Annotated in this window: 15 protein-coding genes and 1 pseudogene; 13 read left to right on the top strand and 3 right to left on the bottom strand. The window is 56.4% G+C overall.

The genetic code is table 11. The annotated features are described in order from the left end of the window. Positions 1 to 2 precede the first annotated feature (2 nt). From murG to murB, 3 genes are read left to right on the top strand one after another with little or no spacing between them, the layout of a single operon-like run. Positions 3 to 1,127, top strand: a complete 1,125-nt coding sequence (murG, locus tag VQ830_RS05115; protein ID WP_337266986.1) for an undecaprenyldiphospho-muramoylpentapeptide beta-N-acetylglucosaminyltransferase — start codon at positions 3 to 5, stop codon at positions 1,125 to 1,127. Next, positions 1,124 to 2,539, top strand: coding sequence for a UDP-N-acetylmuramate--L-alanine ligase (gene murC / locus VQ830_RS05110; RefSeq protein WP_337266985.1), 1,416 nt, complete (start codon positions 1,124 to 1,126; stop codon positions 2,537 to 2,539). Before murG ends, murC begins: the two co-directional genes overlap by 4 nt. Next, positions 2,536 to 3,510, top strand: coding sequence for a UDP-N-acetylmuramate dehydrogenase (murB, locus tag VQ830_RS05105; protein ID WP_337266984.1), 975 nt, complete (start codon positions 2,536 to 2,538; stop codon positions 3,508 to 3,510). Before murC ends, murB begins: the two co-directional genes overlap by 4 nt. A 123-nt stretch (positions 3,511 to 3,633) precedes the next feature. On the opposite strand, the gene VQ830_RS05100 is transcribed toward murB, so the two are convergent. Continuing rightward, positions 3,634 to 4,938 carry an MFS transporter gene (locus VQ830_RS05100; RefSeq protein WP_337266983.1) on the bottom strand — a complete coding sequence of 435 codons (1,305 nt, stop codon included), beginning with the start codon at positions 4,936 to 4,938 and terminating at the stop codon, positions 3,634 to 3,636. Positions 4,939 to 5,385: 447 nt separating this feature from the next. Here VQ830_RS05100 and VQ830_RS05095 point away from each other — a divergent pair, with 447 nt between their 5' ends. The 9 genes from VQ830_RS05095 (at position 5,386) to ligA (ending at position 17,354) form a co-directional block, all read left to right on the top strand. Further along, positions 5,386 to 6,312, top strand: a complete 927-nt coding sequence (locus VQ830_RS05095; RefSeq protein WP_337266982.1) for a D-alanine--D-alanine ligase — start codon at positions 5,386 to 5,388, stop codon at positions 6,310 to 6,312. Beyond that, complete coding sequence (locus VQ830_RS05090; protein WP_337266981.1) at positions 6,300 to 7,232, top strand: cell division protein FtsQ/DivIB; 933 nt, start codon at positions 6,300 to 6,302, stop codon at positions 7,230 to 7,232. The genes VQ830_RS05095 and VQ830_RS05090 overlap by 13 nt, the downstream gene beginning before the upstream one ends. Next, positions 7,229 to 8,560 carry a cell division protein FtsA gene (gene ftsA / locus VQ830_RS05085; protein WP_337266980.1) on the top strand — a complete coding sequence of 444 codons (1,332 nt, stop codon included), beginning with the start codon at positions 7,229 to 7,231 and terminating at the stop codon, positions 8,558 to 8,560. Before VQ830_RS05090 ends, ftsA begins: the two co-directional genes overlap by 4 nt. A gap of 54 nt (positions 8,561 to 8,614) precedes the next feature. Then, complete coding sequence (ftsZ, locus tag VQ830_RS05080; RefSeq protein WP_337266979.1) at positions 8,615 to 10,390, top strand: cell division protein FtsZ; 1,776 nt, start codon at positions 8,615 to 8,617, stop codon at positions 10,388 to 10,390. A 279-nt stretch (positions 10,391 to 10,669) separates the two neighbouring features. Then, positions 10,670 to 11,626: a UDP-3-O-acyl-N-acetylglucosamine deacetylase gene (lpxC, locus tag VQ830_RS05075; RefSeq protein WP_337266978.1), complete on the top strand. Its 957-nt coding sequence runs from the start codon at positions 10,670 to 10,672 to the stop codon at positions 11,624 to 11,626. 277 nt (positions 11,627 to 11,903) lie between these two features. Then, positions 11,904 to 12,773: an outer membrane protein assembly factor BamD gene (locus VQ830_RS05070; RefSeq protein WP_337266977.1), complete on the top strand. Its 870-nt coding sequence runs from the start codon at positions 11,904 to 11,906 to the stop codon at positions 12,771 to 12,773. Positions 12,774 to 12,778: 5 nt separating this feature from the next. Beyond that, positions 12,779 to 14,449 carry a DNA repair protein RecN gene (gene recN, locus VQ830_RS05065; RefSeq protein ID WP_337266976.1) on the top strand — a complete coding sequence of 557 codons (1,671 nt, stop codon included), beginning with the start codon at positions 12,779 to 12,781 and terminating at the stop codon, positions 14,447 to 14,449. 86 nt (positions 14,450 to 14,535) lie between these two features. Further along, positions 14,536 to 15,093: a DUF6886 family protein gene (locus tag VQ830_RS05060; RefSeq protein WP_337266975.1), complete on the top strand. Its 558-nt coding sequence runs from the start codon at positions 14,536 to 14,538 to the stop codon at positions 15,091 to 15,093. 104 nt (positions 15,094 to 15,197) lie between these two features. Further along, complete coding sequence (ligA, locus tag VQ830_RS05055) at positions 15,198 to 17,354, top strand: NAD-dependent DNA ligase LigA (protein ID WP_337266974.1); 2,157 nt, start codon at positions 15,198 to 15,200, stop codon at positions 17,352 to 17,354. A 143-nt stretch (positions 17,355 to 17,497) separates the two neighbouring features. On the opposite strand, the pseudogene VQ830_RS05050 reads toward ligA, so the two are convergent. After that, positions 17,498 to 18,038: pseudogene (locus tag VQ830_RS05050) on the bottom strand (GNAT family N-acetyltransferase). Between the two features lie 353 nt (positions 18,039 to 18,391). On the opposite strand from VQ830_RS05050, the gene VQ830_RS05045 reads away from it, so the two are divergent. Then, positions 18,392 to 18,871, top strand: coding sequence for a CreA family protein (locus VQ830_RS05045; RefSeq protein ID WP_337267133.1), 480 nt, complete (start codon positions 18,392 to 18,394; stop codon positions 18,869 to 18,871). Between the two features lie 72 nt (positions 18,872 to 18,943). On the opposite strand, the gene VQ830_RS05040 is transcribed toward VQ830_RS05045, so the two are convergent. After that, entirely contained in the window at positions 18,944 to 19,405 is a 462-nt protein-coding gene (locus VQ830_RS05040; RefSeq protein WP_337266973.1) for a chemotaxis protein CheW, read from the bottom strand. Positions 19,406 to 19,632 lie beyond the last annotated feature (227 nt).

Raw genomic sequence — 19,632 nt, 5'->3', positions numbered from 1 at the left:
CTATGGGGAGCGGTATTGTTTTCCTCGCTGCCGGCGGCACGGGCGGGCATTTGTTTCCGGCTGAGGCGCTGGCCCATAAGCTGAAAGAGCGTGGCTATCAGGTCCATCTGGTAACCGACAGCCGGGCAGAGCGGTACGCAGGCCGTTTTCCGGCCGACGAGATTCATGTCGTGGCTTCCGCGACCATCGGATCAAAAAATCCCATCGCGGTTGCGCGGGCGCTGATGGCGCTTTGGAAAGGCACGCGTCAGGCAAAGGCTTTGATTCGCCGATTGAAGCCGAAGGTCGTCGTGGGCTTCGGTGGCTATCCGACGGTCCCGCCTCTACTGGCCGCAAGTCAGCTGAATGTACCGACAATGATCCATGAGCAGAATGCCGTGATGGGTCGCGCCAATAAAATGCTGGCAGGGCGGGTAAAGGCCATTGCTGGCGGTTTCTTGCCGGAGCAAGGCGGTCCCTTGGCCGCAAAGACGCTGACGACCGGAAACCCTGTCCGGCCAGCCGTGATTGCCGCTTCGCAAGTTCCCTATCAACCCTCCGGCCCGCAGGACCCATTCCATCTGGTGGTCTTCGGCGGCAGTCAGGGAGCGCAGTATTTTTCCAAGACGATCCCCACGGCTGTTAGTCTCTTGGATGAGTCTTTGAGGAGCCGTCTGCGCATCACGCAGCAGGTTCGCGCCGAAGACACCGAAATGGTGGCCGGTTGCGTGGCAAGGCTTTCTCTGAACGCGGACACCGCTCCCTTTTTCACCGATATGGCCGAACGTCTTGCGGCTGCACATCTTGTAATCTGCCGCTCGGGAGCATCCACCGTCTCGGAAATTGCCGTTATTGGGCGGCCGGCGATCCTGGTACCTTACCCTCATGCCCTTGATCACGATCAAGCCGCGAACGCGGCCGCACTGGCTGCGACCGGCGGTGCAAAGGTGATCCCTCAGGCGCAACTGTCAGCGGAGAAGATTGCGGCTATCTTAAACAAAGCGATGAGCGATCCGGCTCGGCTTACTGAAATGGCTGCCGCTGCAAAAAGCGCAGGGCGTCCCAACGCGGCGGACTTGCTTGCAGACATGGTCGAAGCTATTGCGGCAGGACGCACCGTGCATGACATAAAGGAAAAGCGCTCATGAAACTGCCAAAGGCAATCGGCCTCGTCCATTTTATCGGGATCGGTGGCATCGGCATGAGCGGTATTGCCGAAGTCCTTCATAATCTCGGCTACAAAGTTCAAGGTTCCGATCAATCCGATAGCGCGAACGTCCAGAGGCTACGAGATAAAAGCATTGATGTTTTTGTCGGCCATAAGGCCGAGAACCTCGGAGAGGCCGAGGTCGTCGTCGTTTCAACGGCGATCAAGAAGAGCAATCCGGAATTGATCGCGGCGCGCGAGAAGCTTTTGCCCGTAGTTCGTCGTGCAGAGATGCTTGCCGAATTGATGCGCTTCAGGAGCGCGATTGCGATTGGTGGAACGCATGGCAAAACGACGACGACGTCGCTGGTCGCTGCCCTGCTCGAAGCTGGCGGATTTGACCCGACGGTTATCAATGGCGGGATCATCAACGCGTATGGCACGAATGCGCGGATGGGCGAAGGCGAGTGGATGGTGGTCGAGGCCGACGAGTCGGACGGCACTTTCCTGAAGTTGCCCGCGGATGTCGCCGTTGTCACCAACATCGATCCAGAGCACCTCGATCATTACGGCAACTTCGAAGCGGTGCGCGCCGCTTTCCGTCAATTCGTCGAGAATGTCCCGTTCTACGGCTTCGGCGTAATGTGCCTCGACCATCCTGAAGTCCAGGCGCTCGTCAGCAGGATCGAAGACCGCAAGATCGTCACCTACGGGGAAAACCCGCAGGCTGACGTGCGCTTCATGAATGTCCGTATCGAGGGAAGCCGCTCCGTCTTCGACGTTGAGATCCGCCGGCGCAGGACCGGTAAAATCTTCCGCCTCGACAACCTCGTGATGCCGATGCCAGGCCGCCACAATATTTCGAATGCAACGGCTGCGATCGCCGTTGCAAACCGCCTTGGCATCTCAAACGAAGCCATTGCCAAGGGACTGGCATCCTTTGGCGGCGTCAAGCGCCGGTTCACCTTTACCGGCGAATGGAACGGCGTGCAGGTTTTTGACGACTACGGACACCACCCGGTGGAAATTCGCGCCGTGCTGAGGGCCGCACGCGAATCGTGCAGCGGCAAGGTCATCGCCATTCATCAGCCGCATCGTTACTCGCGTTTGGCAGGCCTGTTCGACGAGTTTGCGAACTGCTTCAATGGCGCGGATGCCATCGCGATCGCTCCGGTCTATGCTGCTGGCGAAGAGCCCATTGACGGCGTAAGCTCCGAGACACTCGTGTCGCGGATCAAGGCAGCTGGACATCGTAATGCACGTTTCTTGGCAGGGCCCGAAGCTTTGCCAGGAATGGTGGCTGAGATTGCAAAACCTGGCGACTTTGTGGTTTGCTTGGGCGCAGGCAGCATTACCTATTGGGCTGCGGCACTGCCCAACGAACTTCGGGAATTTTCAGGATCAGCGGCATGAAACAGGTAAACGGGGAAAGGTTGCTTTCGTCTTTGGGCGACGGAGTAAAAGATATACGCGGGCGCTTGACGCCCGATGCCCCTATGGACCGCGTGACTTGGTTCCGCGCTGGTGGTCTGGCCGAACTCATGTTTCAGCCGCATGATGTTGATGACCTCATCGCTTTCCTCCGTCTTCTGCCAGACGATGTACCGCTGACGGTAGTCGGCGTCGGATCGAATATTCTAGTGCGTGATGGCGGGATCCCGGGCGTAGTGCTACGCCTTTCCGCGAAGGGGTTCGGCTTTGTGGAACTGGCGGGCGAAAACCGTATCCACGCTGGCGCCATCTGCCCGGACAAGCATGTCGCGGCCATGGCGATGGATAATGGAATTGGCGGCTTCCATTTCTACTATGGCATTCCCGGCGGTATTGGTGGTGCAGCGCGCATGAATGCAGGCGCGAACGGAGTTGAAACCCGCGAGCGCGTCGTTGAGGTTCATGCTGTTGATCGGCAGGGAAACAAGCATGTCTTGTCGAATGCAGATATGGGATACTCCTACCGTCATTCTTCAGCATCGAGCGATCTGATTTTCACATCGGTCGTCTTCGAAGGGTACGCGGAAGACAAGGCAAAGATTCGCGCGGACATGGACGCCGTGCGCAATCACCGGGAAACCGTCCAGCCGGTCCGCGAAAAAACTGGCGGCTCAACCTTTAAGAATCCCGATGGACATTCGGCCTGGAAACTGATTGACGAAGCTGGTTGCCGCGGGCTGGTGATCGGCGGTGCTCAGATGTCGTCGCTTCACTGCAACTTCATGATCAACATGGGGCAGGCAACAGGCTATGATCTTGAATATCTGGGCGAGCAGGTGCGTCGAGAGGTTTTCGAACACTCCGGCATCAAGCTGGAATGGGAAATCAAGCGCCTCGGTCTCTTCATGCCAGGACGCGAGGTGAGGCCCTTCCAGGGTGTGACCGCAGAATGAGATAATAGCGAGATGAAGTCGGGTGACCGGTTTCTTCTCACCAGAAGAAAAAAGGTCCCGAAGCTGAGGCTTCGGGACCTTTTTTATGAGGCTCGCTTGATCAGCGAGGTCTTATTCGATCGGCTATACTTCATTACGACCAGAGGCCAGGATGCAGATCAGCGTAATGATCGCAGCTGCACCCAGATAATAGCCGACATAGGCCAGCCCATAGGAGGCTTGCAGGCTGGTGGCGATATAGGGCGCCAGCGAAGCGCCAAAAATACCGGCGAGATTGAATGTAATCGACGCACCTGTGTACCGGACCTGCGTCGGGAATGGTGCAGCAAGTGCGGTTCCGATCAGACCGTAGGTCATGCCCATCAGCGCCATGGCGACGAGAATAAAGATCAGAACGCCGCTTTCGCCCATGCCGAGAAGGACTGGCAGCGAGAAGGAAAAGAGTCCAATCAGGACAGTCGTCAGGATCAGCATTTCCCTGCGGCCGAACCGCTCGGCAAGTTTGCCGATAAGGGGGATGAAGATGCCGAATGCAATCGATCCCGCAATCTGGATCGCCAATGCATCGAGAAGAGGCAGTTTCAGCGTTTTGGTGTTGTAAGCGAGCAGCCAAGCCGTTCCGATGTAGAAGAGAACGAATGTCGCGAGCGCCACAAAGGTGCCGAGGACGATGCTGCGCTTGTAATTGCGGAAGAGCTCGGCGATCGGCACTTCGACACGCTCGTGCTTTTCAATCGCCTTCTTGAATTCCGGCGTTTCCGTAATCGACAGACGCACCCAAAGCCCGACACCTACGAGGATGATCGAAGCTAGGAACGGAATGCGCCAGCCCCAGGTTAGAAGCTGTTCCTGGTCCATCGTGTGCAGAATGATCCAAAAGGTGCCTGACGACAGAAAGAGCCCGAGAGGCGCACCGAGCTGCGGGAACATCCCGTACCAGCTGCGCTTTCCTTCCGGCGCATTTTCGGTTGCAAGCAACACCGCGCCGCCCCATTCGCCGCCGAGGCCGAAGCCTTGGCCAAAACGGCAAAGCGCAAGCAGAAGTGGTGCGAGCACGCCGATCGAAGAGTAGGTTGGAACCATTCCGATCACAACCGTTGAAATGCCCATGGTTAACAGCGCTGCAACAAGCGTCGTCTTACGGCCGACACGGTCACCAAAATGCCCGAACACGATTGCCCCAAGGGGACGAGCAAAAAAAGCGATGGAGAAGGTCGCGAAAGATGCAAGCAAAGCTGCATTCGGATCGCTGGTCGGAAAAAACAGTGCCGGGAATACAAGGACCGCGGCAGTGGCATAAACATAAAAGTCGAAGAATTCGATCGTCGTACCGACCACGCTTGCCGTCAAAACGCGTGCTGGTGAATTGACCTGCGCGGATTTTGAAGAAGCGGATGTCGACGATACCTTTGATATCGCGTCTGTCATTGAGATCCCACCCGGATTTTAGCTGTATCTTAAAGAGATGTTTCGGTCTTAGCGCAATTTACTGTCGGCGCAAGTTGTCTTTGCGCAATAAAGCTCCAGAACGCTGGGCATCCAGAGGATTTTCAAGATGCTGAGGCTCGCCGATTTATGGCCCGGGTGCGCGCGGGCAGGGCCGTCTGCGTTTGGGCATTCTATTAAAAATAAGTATCAGCTCTGACTTCGAGTTTGATTCAGGCAATAAATATAAATAGCTGAAAAATATATGTTTTCTAATATTTCAGGCTCTTCTGGCCCTCAGTTTTTCTCTCTGGTATTAAGGAAAGTAAACGATTCGTTAACCATAATGCTGTCTTAATGCTCCTCGCGCCAAGTCATTGAGCGGACGTCGAAACAAGGTTGGCGCAAGGGTTGGTGAGAGATCGTACGAATTATTTCGAGGGTTAGGTTATGAGTCGCAATCATGTCGCCGTCCTGATGGGCGGGTTCTCTTCGGAAAGGCCGGTAAGCCTTTCGTCGGGAAAGGCATGCGCTGAGGCTCTCGAGCAGCAAGGATTCCGCGTCACTAAAATCGATGTCGATCGTGACGTTTCTGAAAAGCTTTCTGCATTGAAGCCCGATGTGGTTTTCAATGCTTTGCATGGACCTTACGGTGAAGACGGTACAATCCAGGGAATATTGGAATATCTTAATCTTCCCTACACGCATTCCGGCGTTCTGGCTTCGGCACTTGCAATGGATAAGGCCAAGGCAAAGGAAGTTGCGGGAGCTGCGGGCATTCCGGTCGCGCAATCGCGTGTGATGAGCCGGTTTGATGTCGGTGCTCACCATCCCATCGATCCTCCTTACGTCGTTAAGCCGGTGCGCGAAGGCTCAAGTTTCGGCGTCGCTATTGTGAAAGAAGGTCAGGCGCATCCGCCTCAGGTCATCGGCTCGGCTGACTGGCGCTACGGCGATGATGTGCTGGTTGAGCGCTATATTCCCGGCCGTGAATTGACCTGCGGTATCATGGGTGATGTCGCGCTAGGGGTGACGGAGATCGTTCCTCAGGGGCGCAGCTTCTATGATTACGACTCGAAGTATGCTGCTGGTGGCTCAAAGCATGTCATTCCTGCAGAAATTTCACCGAATATTTACCAAAAAATACAATCATTGGCGCTCAAGGCCCATCAGGCACTCGGCTGTCGCGGCGTGAGTCGATCGGATTTCCGTTTCGACGACCGAGGTTCGGGGGATGGCGAATTAATCTGGCTCGAAATCAACACGCAGCCAGGTATGACGCCAACCTCTTTGGTGCCCGAAATGGCGGCGCATGCTGGCTACTCGTTTGGTGAATTCTTAACTTGGATGGTGGAGGACGCTTCTTGCTCTCGTTGACCGTCAAAAGAATGGCGCGTCCTCGCAGTGACTTGGACAGCGCTTTCCCTGAGGGGGACGACCGGCTGATCCTGCCGCGTCCGCTGCGTCGTATCGTGCGCTTTCTGGTCAGTCTGGCGAGCGGGCGGATCTATATTCCTGCACATACCGGCACTGTATCGGCTCTCGTTTTTCTCGGCTTGACGGGTTTGTACGGCATGTCGCTCGGCGGGCACACCGAGACTGTTGCTCAGGCAACGACAACGGCGGCTGGATTTGCCATCGAAGACGTCAAGGTGTCCGGAAACGCCGCGACCTCTGAAATCGAAATTCTCCAGCTTCTGGGGCTTGATGGGACAACCTCCCTCGTCGCTCTTGATGTCGATGCGGCGCGCCAGAAGATTGCGGCGCTGCCCTGGGTGGAGAGCGTTGAGGTCCGGAAGGTCTATCCGAAGACGATTGAAGTTAAACTCAAGGAGCGTCAGGCCTATGCGATTTGGCAGCATGGCCAGGAACTGTCCTTGATTGAGCGCAACGGCGCTGTGATTGCTCCTCTGCGAGACAACAAATTTTCGACGTTACCGCTCGTCGTTGGTCGCGATGCGGAAAAGGCTGCTGAATCGATCGAGCGCGATTTCGCCAACTGGCCGGACATTCGTGGTCGCGTGAAGGCGTTCGTCTGGGTTTCTGGTCGCCGGTGGGACCTTCATATGGACAATGGGATTGTCGTGAAGCTGCCGGAAGAGGATGTCGATCAGGCTCTGGCGCGCCTTGCGAAGCTCCAGAAGGAGCAGTCGCTTCTTGAGCGTGACATTGCGGCCGTTGATTTAAGGCTTGAGGATCGGACGACTGTGCAGCTGGCGCCAGATGCGGTCGAACGTCGCCAAGAGCTGGTTGAGCAGCGGGCTAAGGATTTGAAGAAGGCGGAGCAGAATATATGAGCTTGTTTGGTTCATCCCACTTTGGCCTGCCGCGCCTGAAGCCGCTTTCGTCAAAGCGGTCACACATCGTTTCGGTTCTGGATATCGGCTCGACCAAAGTCGTTTGCATGATCGGGCGGCTAACGCCACGCGAAGAAAGCCAGATCCTGCCGGGGCGTACGCACAATATTGAAGTGATCGGCATCGGCCATCAGCGTTCCCGCGGGATCAAGGCCGGCGTCATTGCCGATCTCGATGCACTGGAGAGTGTGGTACGGCTTGCCGTGGATGCTGCCGAGCGGATGGCTGGACTCACGGTCGAAAGTTTGATCGTCAATGTCACGGCTGGTCGTTTGACTAGCGATGTCTACACCGCCACGATTGATCTTGGCGGCCAGGAAGTCGAGGTCAACGATCTGAAAAAGGTTCTGGCAGCGGCTTGCCAGCAGTCCCTTCGGGACGATCGGGCTGTTCTGCATTCATTGGCGACCGGTTTTTCTCTCGACGGAGAGCGCGGCATTCGCGATCCGCTTGCGATGTTCGGTGATATCCTCGGCGTCGATATGCATGTTGTAACGGCCGAGCGCGCCGCATTGCGCAATCTTGAGCTCAGCGTGAACCGGGCGCATCTCTCTGTCGAGGCTATTGTGGCGACGCCATACGCTTCGGGTCTGGCTGCGCTGGTCGATGACGAGGTTGAGCTTGGTTGTGCAGCAATCGATATGGGCGGCGGTACGACCTCGATATCGGTCTTCGCCGAGGGCAGGCTTGTCCACACCGATGCTGTCCTTCTCGGCGGTCATCATGTGACGACCGATCTTGCGCGCGGCCTGTCCACGCGCATTGAAGATGCAGAGCGATTGAAGGTCGTTCACGCTTCCGCCATGCCGAATTCGTCCGATGATCGTGAATTGCTGTCGATCCCTCCCATTGGCGAAGACGATCGCGACGTTCCGACCCAGGTTCCGCGTTCGCTCGTATCGCGGATCGTCTCGGCGCGTATCGAGGAAACGATGGAACTGATTCGTGATCGCATTCAGCGGTCCGGCTTCAGCCCGATCGTTGGCAAGAGAGTTGTGCTCACCGGCGGCGCAAGCCAGCTTACGGGGCTCGCCGATGTTGCGCGGCGGATCCTGGCCCGCAACGTCCGGATCGGTCGACCCATGGGTGTCTCGGGATTGCCGACCGCTGCAAAGGGTCCGGCATTTTCGACTGCTGTCGGTTTGATGATCTACCCGCAGGTCGCGGATATGGAAACGCACGCCTCCCAAAGCGGCATCCTGACTTCGCTTGCCGGCAATAACAGCCGCATCGCCCGGATGGGACAGTGGCTCAAGGAAAGCTTTTGAAATTAAGGAATTGGCCGGCGTCGCGTGGCGGCCAGAAGGAGAAGGAACAACACCATGACCATCAAGCTGCAGAAGCCTGACATCACTGAGCTGAAGCCGCGCATCACCGTGTTCGGAGTGGGCGGCGGCGGCGGTAACGCCGTCAACAACATGATTTCGGCTGGCCTACAGGGTGTCGATTTCGTGGTCGCCAACACTGATGCGCAAGCTTTGACGATGACGAAGGCGGAGCGCATCATTCAGCTCGGCGCCAATGTGACGGAAGGCCTTGGCGCGGGTTCGCAGCCGGAAGTCGGCCGCGCCGCTGCAGAAGAATGCATCGACGAGATCGTTGACCATCTGAACGGCACACACATGTGCTTCGTGACTGCTGGCATGGGCGGTGGCACCGGCACCGGCGCAGCTCCGGTCGTGGCGCAGGCTGCCCGCAACAAGGGCATCTTGACGGTTGGCGTGGTGACCAAGCCTTTCCATTTCGAAGGTGGTCGTCGTATGCGGCTTGCGGAAGCCGGTATCCAGGAACTTCAGAAGTCGGTCGATACTCTGATCGTCATTCCGAATCAGAATCTCTTCCGCATCGCCAACGACAAGACCACGTTCGCCGACGCCTTCGCGATGGCTGACCAGGTTCTTTACTCCGGCGTTGCGTGCATCACCGACCTCATGGTCAAGGAAGGTCTGATCAACCTCGACTTTGCTGACGTTCGCTCCGTGATGCGTGAGATGGGTCGCGCCATGATGGGCACGGGCGAAGCATCCGGTCAGGGGCGCGCAATGCAGGCTGCAGAAGCAGCCATTGCAAACCCGCTGCTCGACGAAACGTCGATGAAGGGCGCACAAGGCCTCCTGATCTCGATCACCGGCGGACGCGATCTCACGCTCTTCGAGGTGGACGAGGCTGCAACGCGCATCCGCGAAGAAGTCGATCCAGACGCTAATATTATCCTCGGCGCGACCTTCGACGAATCGCTGGAAGGCATCATCCGCGTTTCTGTCGTTGCTACCGGTATCGACCGTGCAATGGCCCAGGAAAGCCAGAAGTCCTTTCAATCGGCTTCCAAGCCAGTAAGCCGTCCGTCGGCCGCTATTGCACCGGCTCCATCCGCGCCGCAGCCAGCCGCTCCAGTCATGCAGCAGGCTCCTGTTGCGCAGCCTTTGCAGAAGTCGGTCGATCCGATTGCTCAAACCATTCGTATGGCCGAAGCTGAACTGCAGCAGGAGCTTGAAGTTGCAGCGCCGCGGATTTCGCAGCCTGTCCAGCAAGCTGCCGCTCAGGACGCCTTCCGTCCCCGCAGCAGCCTGTTTGCCGGTGCCACGGAGCCTGCTCCTGCTATCCGTCCAGCAGCTCAGCCTCAGCCGGTTGCACAGCAGCCGATGATGCAGCAGCCGGTTATGCAACAACCCGTGGCGCCTCAGCCTGCACCGGTCATGAGCCAGCCGGCTGCGCCGGTTCACCAGCCTGCGCCTGTCATGACACAACCAGCCCAGGTCCGTATGCCAAAGGTCGAGGATTTCCCGCCGGTCGTCCAAGCTGAGATGAACCATCGTTCTCAGCCTGCACCTCAGCCGCAGGAAGATCGTGGACCTATGGGCCTGATCCGCAAGATCGCCGGCTCCCTCGGTCGTCGTGATGAGGAAACGCCGTCTGAGATGACGTCGGCTCCTTCTGCTTCGTCCCAGCAGCGTCGTCCTCTTTCCCCGGAAGCGAGCGTCTATGCGCCGCGTCGCGGAAACCTTGACGACCACGGTCGTCCTGCACCGCAGGCGCGCATGCTTCAGGAAGACGATCAGCTTGAAATACCGGCATTCCTGCGCCGTCAGTCCAACTGATCCGCCACGGAAATGCCATCAAGATGCCCAGGAGCGACGCCTGGGCATCTTTCTTTTTAACAGTATGTTAATTTCCTAATTCATGAAAAGTATCAAATGCTTGCTTTCGTAACAAACCGAAAGAAACAGTGATTTGGATTGTGGCGGGTGCGAACGTATGTATGTGATGACAAGGCCGCATGTGAGTCTGTCGAAGACGATCGCGGTTCGGAATGAATGACCTTCCTGTCGATGTGACTTTATGTCTGGCGCGGAAGGGAGATAGTAAAGGCAAGTTTCATGGTAATAGGCATGCTCGGTTTTCAGACGACGGTGGCTCGTCCGGTTGAACTTTCGGGAGTAGGCGTCCATTCGGGCCTGCCTGTTTCGATCGTGTTCAATCCGGCGGAGCCTGATACCGGTGTCGTTTTCCATCGCATGCATGCCAGTGGCGAGGTTACCGAACTTCGCGCCGTATCGTCGCAGGTCGGGAATACCGATCTGTGCACCGTTCTCGGTTTTAATCCGGCTCGCTCCGTCGCTACCGTCGAGCATGTCATGGCCGCAGTTTACGCTATGGGCCTCGACAATGTCATCATCGAAGTGACCGGTGCTGAAATGCCGATCATGGATGGCAGCTCTGCGCCATTCATCGATGCGATCGAGCAGGTCGGTTTGGTTTCGCTTGGCGTGAAGCGCCGTTACATCCGAGTCCTGAAGCCTGTTCGTATTGAGCAAGGCGGATCCTGGAGCGAGTTTCGTCCCTATGATGGAACCCGCTTCGAGGTTGAGATCGATTTTGATTGCCCGTTGATCGGCCGTCAGAAGTGGGAAGGTGATTTGACCGCCCAAACATTCAAGAAAGAACTGTCGCGCGCCCGCACCTTCGGTTTCATGCGGGATGTCGAGCGTTTGTGGGCTTCGGGCCATGCGCTGGGTTCTTCTTTGGAAAATTCGGTCGTGATCGCTGACGATAATACTGTTATCAATGTTGAAGGTCTGCGTTATCAGAAGGATGAATTCGTACGGCACAAGACGTTGGATGCTGTTGGCGATCTATCGCTGGCCGGGGCACCTTTCATTGGATGCTACCGTTCTTACCGTGGCGGCCATCGTATGAATGCAAATGCTTTGAAGGCCTTGTTGAGCGATCCTACCGCGTACGAAGTGGTGGAAACATCCACACCTCGCCAGCGCGTTGCTCCACGTGATTTCATAGCCGTAGCGGCTCCGGAATTTGCCCCCTGGTCGGCTTGACCTCCATATTTTGACTAAGGCCAGGGCCGCCTCTTTCGAGAGGCGGTTTTTTTATCACTTATTTTCGTTATCGCGTTCATGGCCTTCTCATCAAATGCATCTATGCGGTTGATCGGGAGATGAGATACGGTAGAAAAACAGCTGGTAATAATCGGCCACCGCCACAAAAATGCGTTAATGCATCATCATTGCGTTGCTCTCGTAATGGATTTGAGGCTAGAAACGCCAGCGAGGCGTGGCTGCCGTGGAGTTTGGGACGGCAGTGGGGAAGTGTTGAATGAATTATGCAGGATCTGAGGGTATGATGAAGACAGCGCGCATTCTGCTCGCATCGTTCCTGGTGCTGGGCGCGGGCGCCGCCATTTCCGGATGCCAATCGGATCCTGATATCGATATTACAAAGCTGGGGCTTCAGAACGATCCCCCGGAGCAGCTTTACGACCAGGGTCTTGCCAATATCAAGGCTGGCAACATGGCCGAAGCTGCACGTAAGTTCGATGCAATCGACCAGCAGAATCCATTCTCGGAATGGGCGCGTAAAGCGCTCGTGATGAGCACCTTCGTCAAGTATCGATCGAATCGCTTGGATGAGGGCATTGCCACCGGCAATCGGTATCTTTCTCAATACCCGAAATCGAAGGACGCTGCCTATGTGCAGTATCTTGTCGGCCTTTGCTACTCCAAGCAGATCGTCGACGTGACTGAGGATCAACGCGCTGCGGCAAAGACCATCGAGGCCATGCAGGCAGTGATCGATAACTATCCCAATTCCGAATATGTCGACGATGCGCAGTCAAAGATTCGCTTTGCACGTGACCAGCTAGCCGGCAAGGAAATGCAGGTCGGTCGCTACTATCTCGAGCGCAAGGAATATCTGGCAGCCGTTTCTCGTTTCCGGATCGTCGTCGAGAAATATCCGAACACCAACCAGATCGAAGAGGCGCTTGCTCGTCTCGTCGAAGCTTATTATGCGATGGGCATCGTGGACGAGGCACAGACGGCGGCTGCCGTTCTTGGCCATAACTATCCTGACAGCCAGTGGTATGCCGACTCGTATAAGCTCTTGAAAAGTGGGGGTGCTGAACCCCGCGAAAACAAGGGATCCTGGATTGCTGCTGCCGGTAGAAAACTGCTGCTCGGTTCCTAAGCACAATGCTCATCCAGCTTTCGATCCGCGATATCGTTTTGATCGACCGTCTGGATCTTGCCTTCGATGCTGGTCTTTCGGTACTGACCGGGGAGACAGGCGCGGGCAAATCGATCCTGCTTGACAGCCTTTCCCTGTCGCTTGGCGGGCGCGGGGATGGTTCCCTTGTACGACATGGTGAAGATAAAGGGCAGGTGACTGCCGTTTTCGACGTTGGCGCAAATCATGCCGCTCGACGCTTTCTGCGCGATAACGGTATCGACGACGACGGCGATCTCATTTTTCGTCGCATTCAATCGCCCGATGGCAGAACGAAAGCCTATATCAACGATCAGCCGGTTGGCGTTCAACTGATGCGGCAGGCTGGGCAGTTGCTGGTCGAGATTCACGGGCAACATGACGACCGTGCTCTGGTCGATACAGGAGCGCATCGCGCGCTCATCGATGCCTTCGCCGGGCTCAGTGAGGATACTGCCGAGGTCGGCAGGCTCTATAAGAGCTGGCGAGACGGTGAGAGAGCTCTGAAGGCACATCGCGAACGCGTCGAGAGCGCAGCGCGTGAAGCCGACTATCTTCGATCTTCCGTCGAGGAACTGGAGAAGCTGTCGCCGCTCGATGGCGAAGAAGATGAACTGGCTGAGCATCGCCAGAAAATGATTAAGGCGGAGCGGATAGCAGGCGACATTGCCGAGGCTGCTGAATTCCTGAATGGCAATGCTTCGCCTGTTCCCCATATCGCTTCGCTGGTTCGTCGTCTTGAGCGCAAGAGCCAAGAAGCTCCTGGCCTTCTGGAAGAGACGGTGAGCCTTCTCGATGCGGCTCTAGACCAACTGTCCAATGCCCAGATGGAAGTTGAAGCAGCCTTGCGCCGGACGGAATACGACCCGCGTGAGTTGGAGCGGGTGGAAGAGAGACTTTTTGCCCTGCGGGCCGCGTCGCGAAAATACTCGGTTCCCGTAACAGAGCTGCCGGCGTTGGCCGAGCGCATGATTGCCGATCTTGCAGATCTTGATGCCGGTGAGGAAAAGCTGACCCGTCTGCAAGCCGATGTCGACGCCGCTGCCGCTCATTATTGGGTCGCAGCCCGCTCGCTTTCGGAAAAGCGGTTGCATGCCGCTACAGCCTTGGCTGAAGCCGTGATGGCCGAACTGCCGGCGCTCAAGCTCGAGCGTGCGCGCTTTAGCGTCGAGATCAAATCCAGTGAGGAGAGCGCTGGCCCTGAGGGGATCGATTTGGTTGAGTTTCATGTTCAGACAAACCCTGGAACACGGCCTGGCCCTATCATGAAAGTTGCCTCGGGCGGTGAACTCTCCCGCTTTCTTCTGGCTCTAAAGGTGGCGCTGGCCGATCGCGGTTCGGCGCCTACATTGGTCTTCGACGAAATCGATACCGGCGTTGGCGGGGCTGTTGCAGACGCCATCGGGCAGAGGCTGAAGCGGCTGTCGGCGAAGGTTCAGGTTCTCTCGGTGACGCACGCCCCGCAGGTCGCCGCCCGGGCTGCGACTCATCTTCTGATTTCGAAGGGCCCTGTGACGGAAGGGTCCGAGCGCATTGCGACCCGCGTAGCGGCCATGGCAGAAAAAGATCGCACCGAGGAGATCGCCCGCATGTTGGCCGGGGCCTCCGTGACCGAGGAAGCGCGCGCTGCGGCCCGAAGGCTCCTGACTGCTGGGTAGGATGCCCTCCGAGCTGGCGTTCGCCAAGCGAAGTTTACACCTCGCGCGAACATTAACGCCGAGCGACGATAACAGGAAAGTGGCGCATGCGGCTCTTCCATTTCAGTGAAAATCCGGCAATTGAGGTTTTCGCGCCAAGAGAGCTTGCAAATCCAAAACCGCGTCCACCAGGACGGGAGTGGCTGAACGGGCCACTTGTTTGGGCGATAGAGGAGCGCTTTCAATTCCTCTACTTCTTTCCGCGAAATTGCCCGCGAATCGTCATTTGGGCTGAGCCTCAGACAAAGGAGCTTGAACGTCAGAAATGGCTCGGCGATCGAAAGGCGGCAGCCTATGTCGAGCATGACTGGATGGCGGCCATGAGGACAACGACCATTTACCGCTATCACCTGCCAATTGACGGGTTCACTGATCTTCAGGACGCGGGCATGTGGGTGGCAGAATCCACTATCATTCCTCGATCTTGCGAGCCCGTTTCTAATTTGGAAGCAGCTTTAGAGGCTATGCATGTCGAACTGCGTCCTGTGGATCGGCTGACGTTCCTGCGAGCGCTCTGGGACACTGGCCTACATGTCAGCGGCATCAGGCTGAGCAAGGCGAAAGGTTGGGACGAGGTCGATCCGGATGGACGGACGGACCCCTAAAAGCTTGCGAAGTTGTTTGTGCGTTTCGGGCAACGTTCTCAGGCCTTTCCTTCATCATATTTTGCTCTAAAACCCATTCGACGATTCAATTGGAAGAGAGCGTTATGTCGACCGAATCCGTTGCTGTGGAAGACCTCACACTTGAAGAAGCTGCAGCAGAGCTTGCGCGCCTTTCCGCTGAGATTGCCCACAATGACGAGCTTTATCATGGTGAAGACGCGCCGGCGATTTCAGATGCCGACTACGACGCCCTGAAACGTCGCAATGACGCGATTGAGGCGCGCTTCCCGGAGCTGATAAGGGACGACAGTCCGTCGCGTCGCGTTGGCGCCACGCCATCCTCCGCCTTTGCTCAGGTGGTTCATGCGCGGCCGATGCTGTCGCTGGACAACACGTTTTCGCAAGAGGACGTGCGCGACTTCGTTGCATCCGTTTATCGCTTTCTCGGACAGCTTCCCGACTGTTCGATTGCCTTCACTGCGGAGCCCAAGATTGACGGGCTTTCCATGTCGATCCGCTACGAAAATGGTCGGTTGGTGACAGCGGCGACGCGTGGTGACGGAACCACCGGGGAAAATGTCACCGCCAATATCCGCACCGTAAAAGATGTGCCCGATCGCCTTCCTGCCGGTGCGCCGTCGGTGGTTGAGGTGCGTGGCGAAATCTATATGGCGAAGTCTGACTTTCTGGCGCTGAACGCGCAGATGGAGGCGCAGGGTAAGCAGACCTATGTCAATCCGCGCAATACCGCCTCCGGTTCGTTGCGGCAGCTTGATCCCAAGGTTACCGCAAATCGCAAGCTTCGCTTCTTTGCCTATGCGTGGGGCGAGATGTCAGAAATGCCGGCCGATACGCAATTCGGTATGGTTGAATTCTTCGAAAAATGGGGCTTTCCGGTCAATCCGCTGATGAAGCGACTGAATTCGGTTGAAGATATCCTGAAGCATTATGACGAGATCGGCAAAATGCGCGCCGATCTCGATTACGACATCGACGGTGTGGTCTATAAGGTCGACAGGCTTGATCTCCAGCAGAGGCTCGGTTTTCGCTCCCGTTCGCCACGTTGGGCAACAGCGCATAAGTTCCCGGCGGAGCAAGCCTTTACCACGGTCACCAACATCGAAATCCAAGTCGGTCGCACCGGTGCACTCACGCCCGTTGCGCGTCTGGAGCCGATTACGGTTGGCGGCGTCGTTGTGACCAATGCAACGTTGCATAACGAAGATTACATCAAAGGCATCGGCAATTCAGGCGAACGTATCCGTCCCGAGGATCACGATATCCGCATTGGGGATACGGTGATTGTCCAGCGAGCCGGCGATGTCATTCCGCAGGTTCTGGACGTTGTTCTGGAGCGGCGACCGGCCGAAGCACAGCCATACGCGCTTCCGAAAAGATGTCCTGTATGCGGCAGCCATGCCTTGCGTGAACGCAATGAGAAGACCGGGAAGCTGGATTCCGTCACGCGTTGCACCGGCGGTTTCGTTTGCCGCGCGCAAGCAGTCGAACATCTCAAGCATTTCGTGTCGCGTAACGCCTTCGATATCGAGGGACTAGGCTCCAAACAGATCGATTTCTTCTTTGAGGCCGAAGATCCTGCATTACAGATCAGAACTGCTCCTGATATCTTTACCCTGAAGCGCAGACAGGAGGCATCGCTTTCCAAGCTCGAAAATATCGAAGGGTTTGGAAAAGTCAGCGTCCGCAAACTGTTCGATGCAATCGACGGTCGGCGCGAAATCGCGCTCCATCGCTTCATCTACGCCCTTGGGATCCGTCATGTTGGAGAGACCACGGCAAAGCTCTTGTCCCGCGCTTTCGGGACCTATGAAGCTTTCGAAGGGGCCATGCAGGAGGCGGCGTCTTTCTCGGGAGACTCGTGGAACGAGTTGAACAACATTGAAGGCATTGGCGAGGTCGTAGCGCGGGCCATTGTCGAATTTTACAAAGAGCCGCGTAATGTCGAAGTGATCGGGCGGTTGTTGGAAGAGGTCACGCCGCTTGCCGCCGAACAGCCGCAGACTGGCAACAGCCCGGTTGCCGGGAAAACCGTGGTCTTTACGGGCTCGCTTGAGAAATTCACGCGTGACGAAGCAAAGGCGCGAGCTGAATCGCTGGGCGCCAAGGTCGCGGGTTCGGTGTCCAAAAAGACGGATTTCGTCGTCGCCGGCCCAGGCGCGGGCTCAAAGCTCGATAAAGCCCGCGAGCTTGGCATCACGACCATGGACGAAGACGAATGGTTGGCCTTGATTGGTGGATGATAGAGTTCACTTCGCAGGCATCTACGCGGTGAAAGGTACGTGGCAGCTTGACGCGCTAAAGCATCTTTAGCGCGTGGAGCAGACGCCGTAGCGCTTCAGCCCTCACGCATCCGTTCCCGTTCGTCATGACCGCGAGGCATGAATCAAATGTGGTTCCGCAGCCTCGCCATAGTGTAGGCATCCACGAATTTGCCATCGCGAAAGGCAAAGGCACGCAGTGTCCCTTCGATCTCAAAACCGAAAGAGCGGTAGAGTTTCAGGGCTGGCTCGTTGTCGGTGTAAACAGTCAGTTCGAGACGCAGCACGTTAAGCCACTGGTCCGCAATGGTCGCAATTTCGTGCATGAGGGCTCGTCCTATCCCGCGTCCTACATAGTCGTCGTGAACACCCATTCCGAGGCTGGCGCAATGTGACCGCCTATTCTGATAGCGGGTCATTCCGATATCGCCGACCAACTTCCCATCTGAAATGGCAACCAGAGATACCGTGTTTGGTGTCTGCGTCTCGATCGCTTTGCGAATTTCCTCGGCAGTATGATAAGGGGGTGCGCAGTGTTCCAAAGCGGTAGCCGGGAAGATTGTGCAAATCCGCAATAGCGCCTGCGTCTTGCGGTAAGCGAGCGCGTATCTGCAGACCTTCGATATTCTGTTTGTTTTGTGAAACGTGACTATCAGGATCTACCATGAGCTCTTCCTTCATCTTTGCGAAGCAGAGCGTATCCTTTAACCCTGCCTCAGTTGGGGGCAGGGTTTGTGCGGGCCATTAACGCAAAAGGCTACCCACGTCCCCTGCGGGAAGTGAATGAAGCGTCTTGCAAAGAAACATCTTGATCGAGGCCATGCGTTATTATTGGCAGGCCTCTTGATATCCGTCAATGCGAGAGCCGATTGGCTACTGTTAGAATTCCGGCGCTGTTTTCAGAAACGGGTGCGGCACAGGTGCTTGCACAAGGAATGTTCGTTCCTATCTTCGCGCCAGTCATTCCAAATGGAGTTTGTGTGATGGTTCGCTCTTTGTCTGCTCGCCGATTTGCATCGATGGCACTGATGCTTTTTTCCGCCTCGCTTTCTTTTGCGCCATCGGTCGCAAATGCGGAGGTGGTCGGAAAGGTTGGCGTCGACTGGATCGGAAACGATATTATCGTCGATGCAATTCCAGATCCGAATGTCAAAGGCGTGACCTGCCACGTTACCTATTTTGACCGCAGCGTGATCGACCGCGTCAAGAATGGCAAATGGTTTGAAGATCCCTCGAATAACTCCATCGCCTGCCGTCAGACGGGACCAATTGAGATTGATGACATCGATCTCTCGAAGGGTGGCGAGGAGGTTTTCAAGACCGGCATGTCGTTGATCTGGAAGAAGCTTGTGGTCAACCGGATCTACGACAAAGACAATGATACGCTCATCTACCTGGTACATTCACGCCAAGTGACTGACGGCTCCGCCAAGATGGCGATTTCAACGATACCGCTTTATGGGCAGAACGTTAGCTGGAAAAATGGCAAGCCGAAGTAAGCTCTTTCAGATTGCATGCAAAAAAGGCGGAGACTGTTGTCCCCGCCTTTGAAACTATAGTTGCGTGACAGATCAGGCGGCTTCGGCCAGTTCGTCCGCAATGATGGTATCGAGATTGAGGAAGCAAACCATTGCCTTCTCGCGAGCAACAATACCGCGGCAGAAAGAGCGCTGCGCCTCCGGAATGATATCCGGTGGCGGCTGCAGGTCTTCGTTGGTGATGGTCATCATGTCGGAGACCTGTTCGACCAGAAGGCCGACGAGTTTGCCTCTGATGTCGGTGACGATGATGGCGGCGCGTTCAGACGGCTCGGTCATCCGCATGCCCAGGCGGCACGCCATGTCGATGACGGGGATGACGGCGCCGCGCAGGTTGATAAGCCCAAGCACATAGGGCGGCGTGTGCGGCATCGGCGTAACCGGCGCCCATCCGCGGATTTCGCGGATTGCCATGATATCGATGCAGAATTCCTGCTCGCCGAGATGAAACGAGACGATTTCGAGTGTTGCGCCGTTTTGCGTGATTGTCGACATGTCGCAAGTCTTCCCTGAAGCCGGTTTTCGTGCGTTGTTCAAACAGACTGAACATTGCCTAGCTCGTTCTACTTTCGCGCAAATCTCTTATTTTTCCTTTAATCGCTTCGTTCTTCCAGCAAAACAGTATTGTCTTGAGGCTACTACGCTCCATCACGCCCAAAACTAACGCGGCAATAAGCAGCAGGGATCGCACGTCGTCTTGAATTGCCTTCGATCTTGTCACG

This window comes from Oryzifoliimicrobium ureilyticum (genome assembly GCF_037199735.1).
GTDB classification, from domain to species: Bacteria; Pseudomonadota; Alphaproteobacteria; order Rhizobiales; family Rhizobiaceae; genus Rhizobium; species Rhizobium ureilyticus.
This window is presented reverse-complemented; position numbering and strand designations above follow the sequence as displayed.

Bases quoted from the DNA above. Each gene is read 5' to 3' on its own strand.
- murG (WP_337266986.1), top strand. From the start codon at position 3: ATGGGGAGCGGTATTGTTTTCCTCGCTGCCGGCGGCACGGGCGGGCAT.
- murC (WP_337266985.1), top strand. From the start codon at position 1,124: ATGAAACTGCCAAAGGCAATCGGCCTCGTCCATTTTATCGGGATCGGT.
- murB (WP_337266984.1), top strand. From the start codon at position 2,536: ATGAAACAGGTAAACGGGGAAAGGTTGCTTTCGTCTTTGGGCGACGGA.
- VQ830_RS05100 (WP_337266983.1), bottom strand. From the start codon at position 4,938: ATGACAGACGCGATATCAAAGGTATCGTCGACATCCGCTTCTTCAAAA.
- VQ830_RS05095 (WP_337266982.1), top strand. From the start codon at position 5,386: ATGAGTCGCAATCATGTCGCCGTCCTGATGGGCGGGTTCTCTTCGGAA.
- ftsA (WP_337266980.1), top strand. From the start codon at position 7,229: ATGAGCTTGTTTGGTTCATCCCACTTTGGCCTGCCGCGCCTGAAGCCG.
- ftsZ (WP_337266979.1), top strand. From the start codon at position 8,615: ATGACCATCAAGCTGCAGAAGCCTGACATCACTGAGCTGAAGCCGCGC.
- lpxC (WP_337266978.1), top strand. From the start codon at position 10,670: ATGGTAATAGGCATGCTCGGTTTTCAGACGACGGTGGCTCGTCCGGTT.
- VQ830_RS05070 (WP_337266977.1), top strand. From the start codon at position 11,904: ATGAATTATGCAGGATCTGAGGGTATGATGAAGACAGCGCGCATTCTG.
- recN (WP_337266976.1), top strand. From the start codon at position 12,779: ATGCTCATCCAGCTTTCGATCCGCGATATCGTTTTGATCGACCGTCTG.
- VQ830_RS05060 (WP_337266975.1), top strand. From the start codon at position 14,536: ATGCGGCTCTTCCATTTCAGTGAAAATCCGGCAATTGAGGTTTTCGCG.
- ligA (WP_337266974.1), top strand. From the start codon at position 15,198: ATGTCGACCGAATCCGTTGCTGTGGAAGACCTCACACTTGAAGAAGCT.
- VQ830_RS05045 (WP_337267133.1), top strand. From the start codon at position 18,392: ATGGCACTGATGCTTTTTTCCGCCTCGCTTTCTTTTGCGCCATCGGTC.
- VQ830_RS05040 (WP_337266973.1), bottom strand. From the start codon at position 19,405: ATGTCGACAATCACGCAAAACGGCGCAACACTCGAAATCGTCTCGTTT.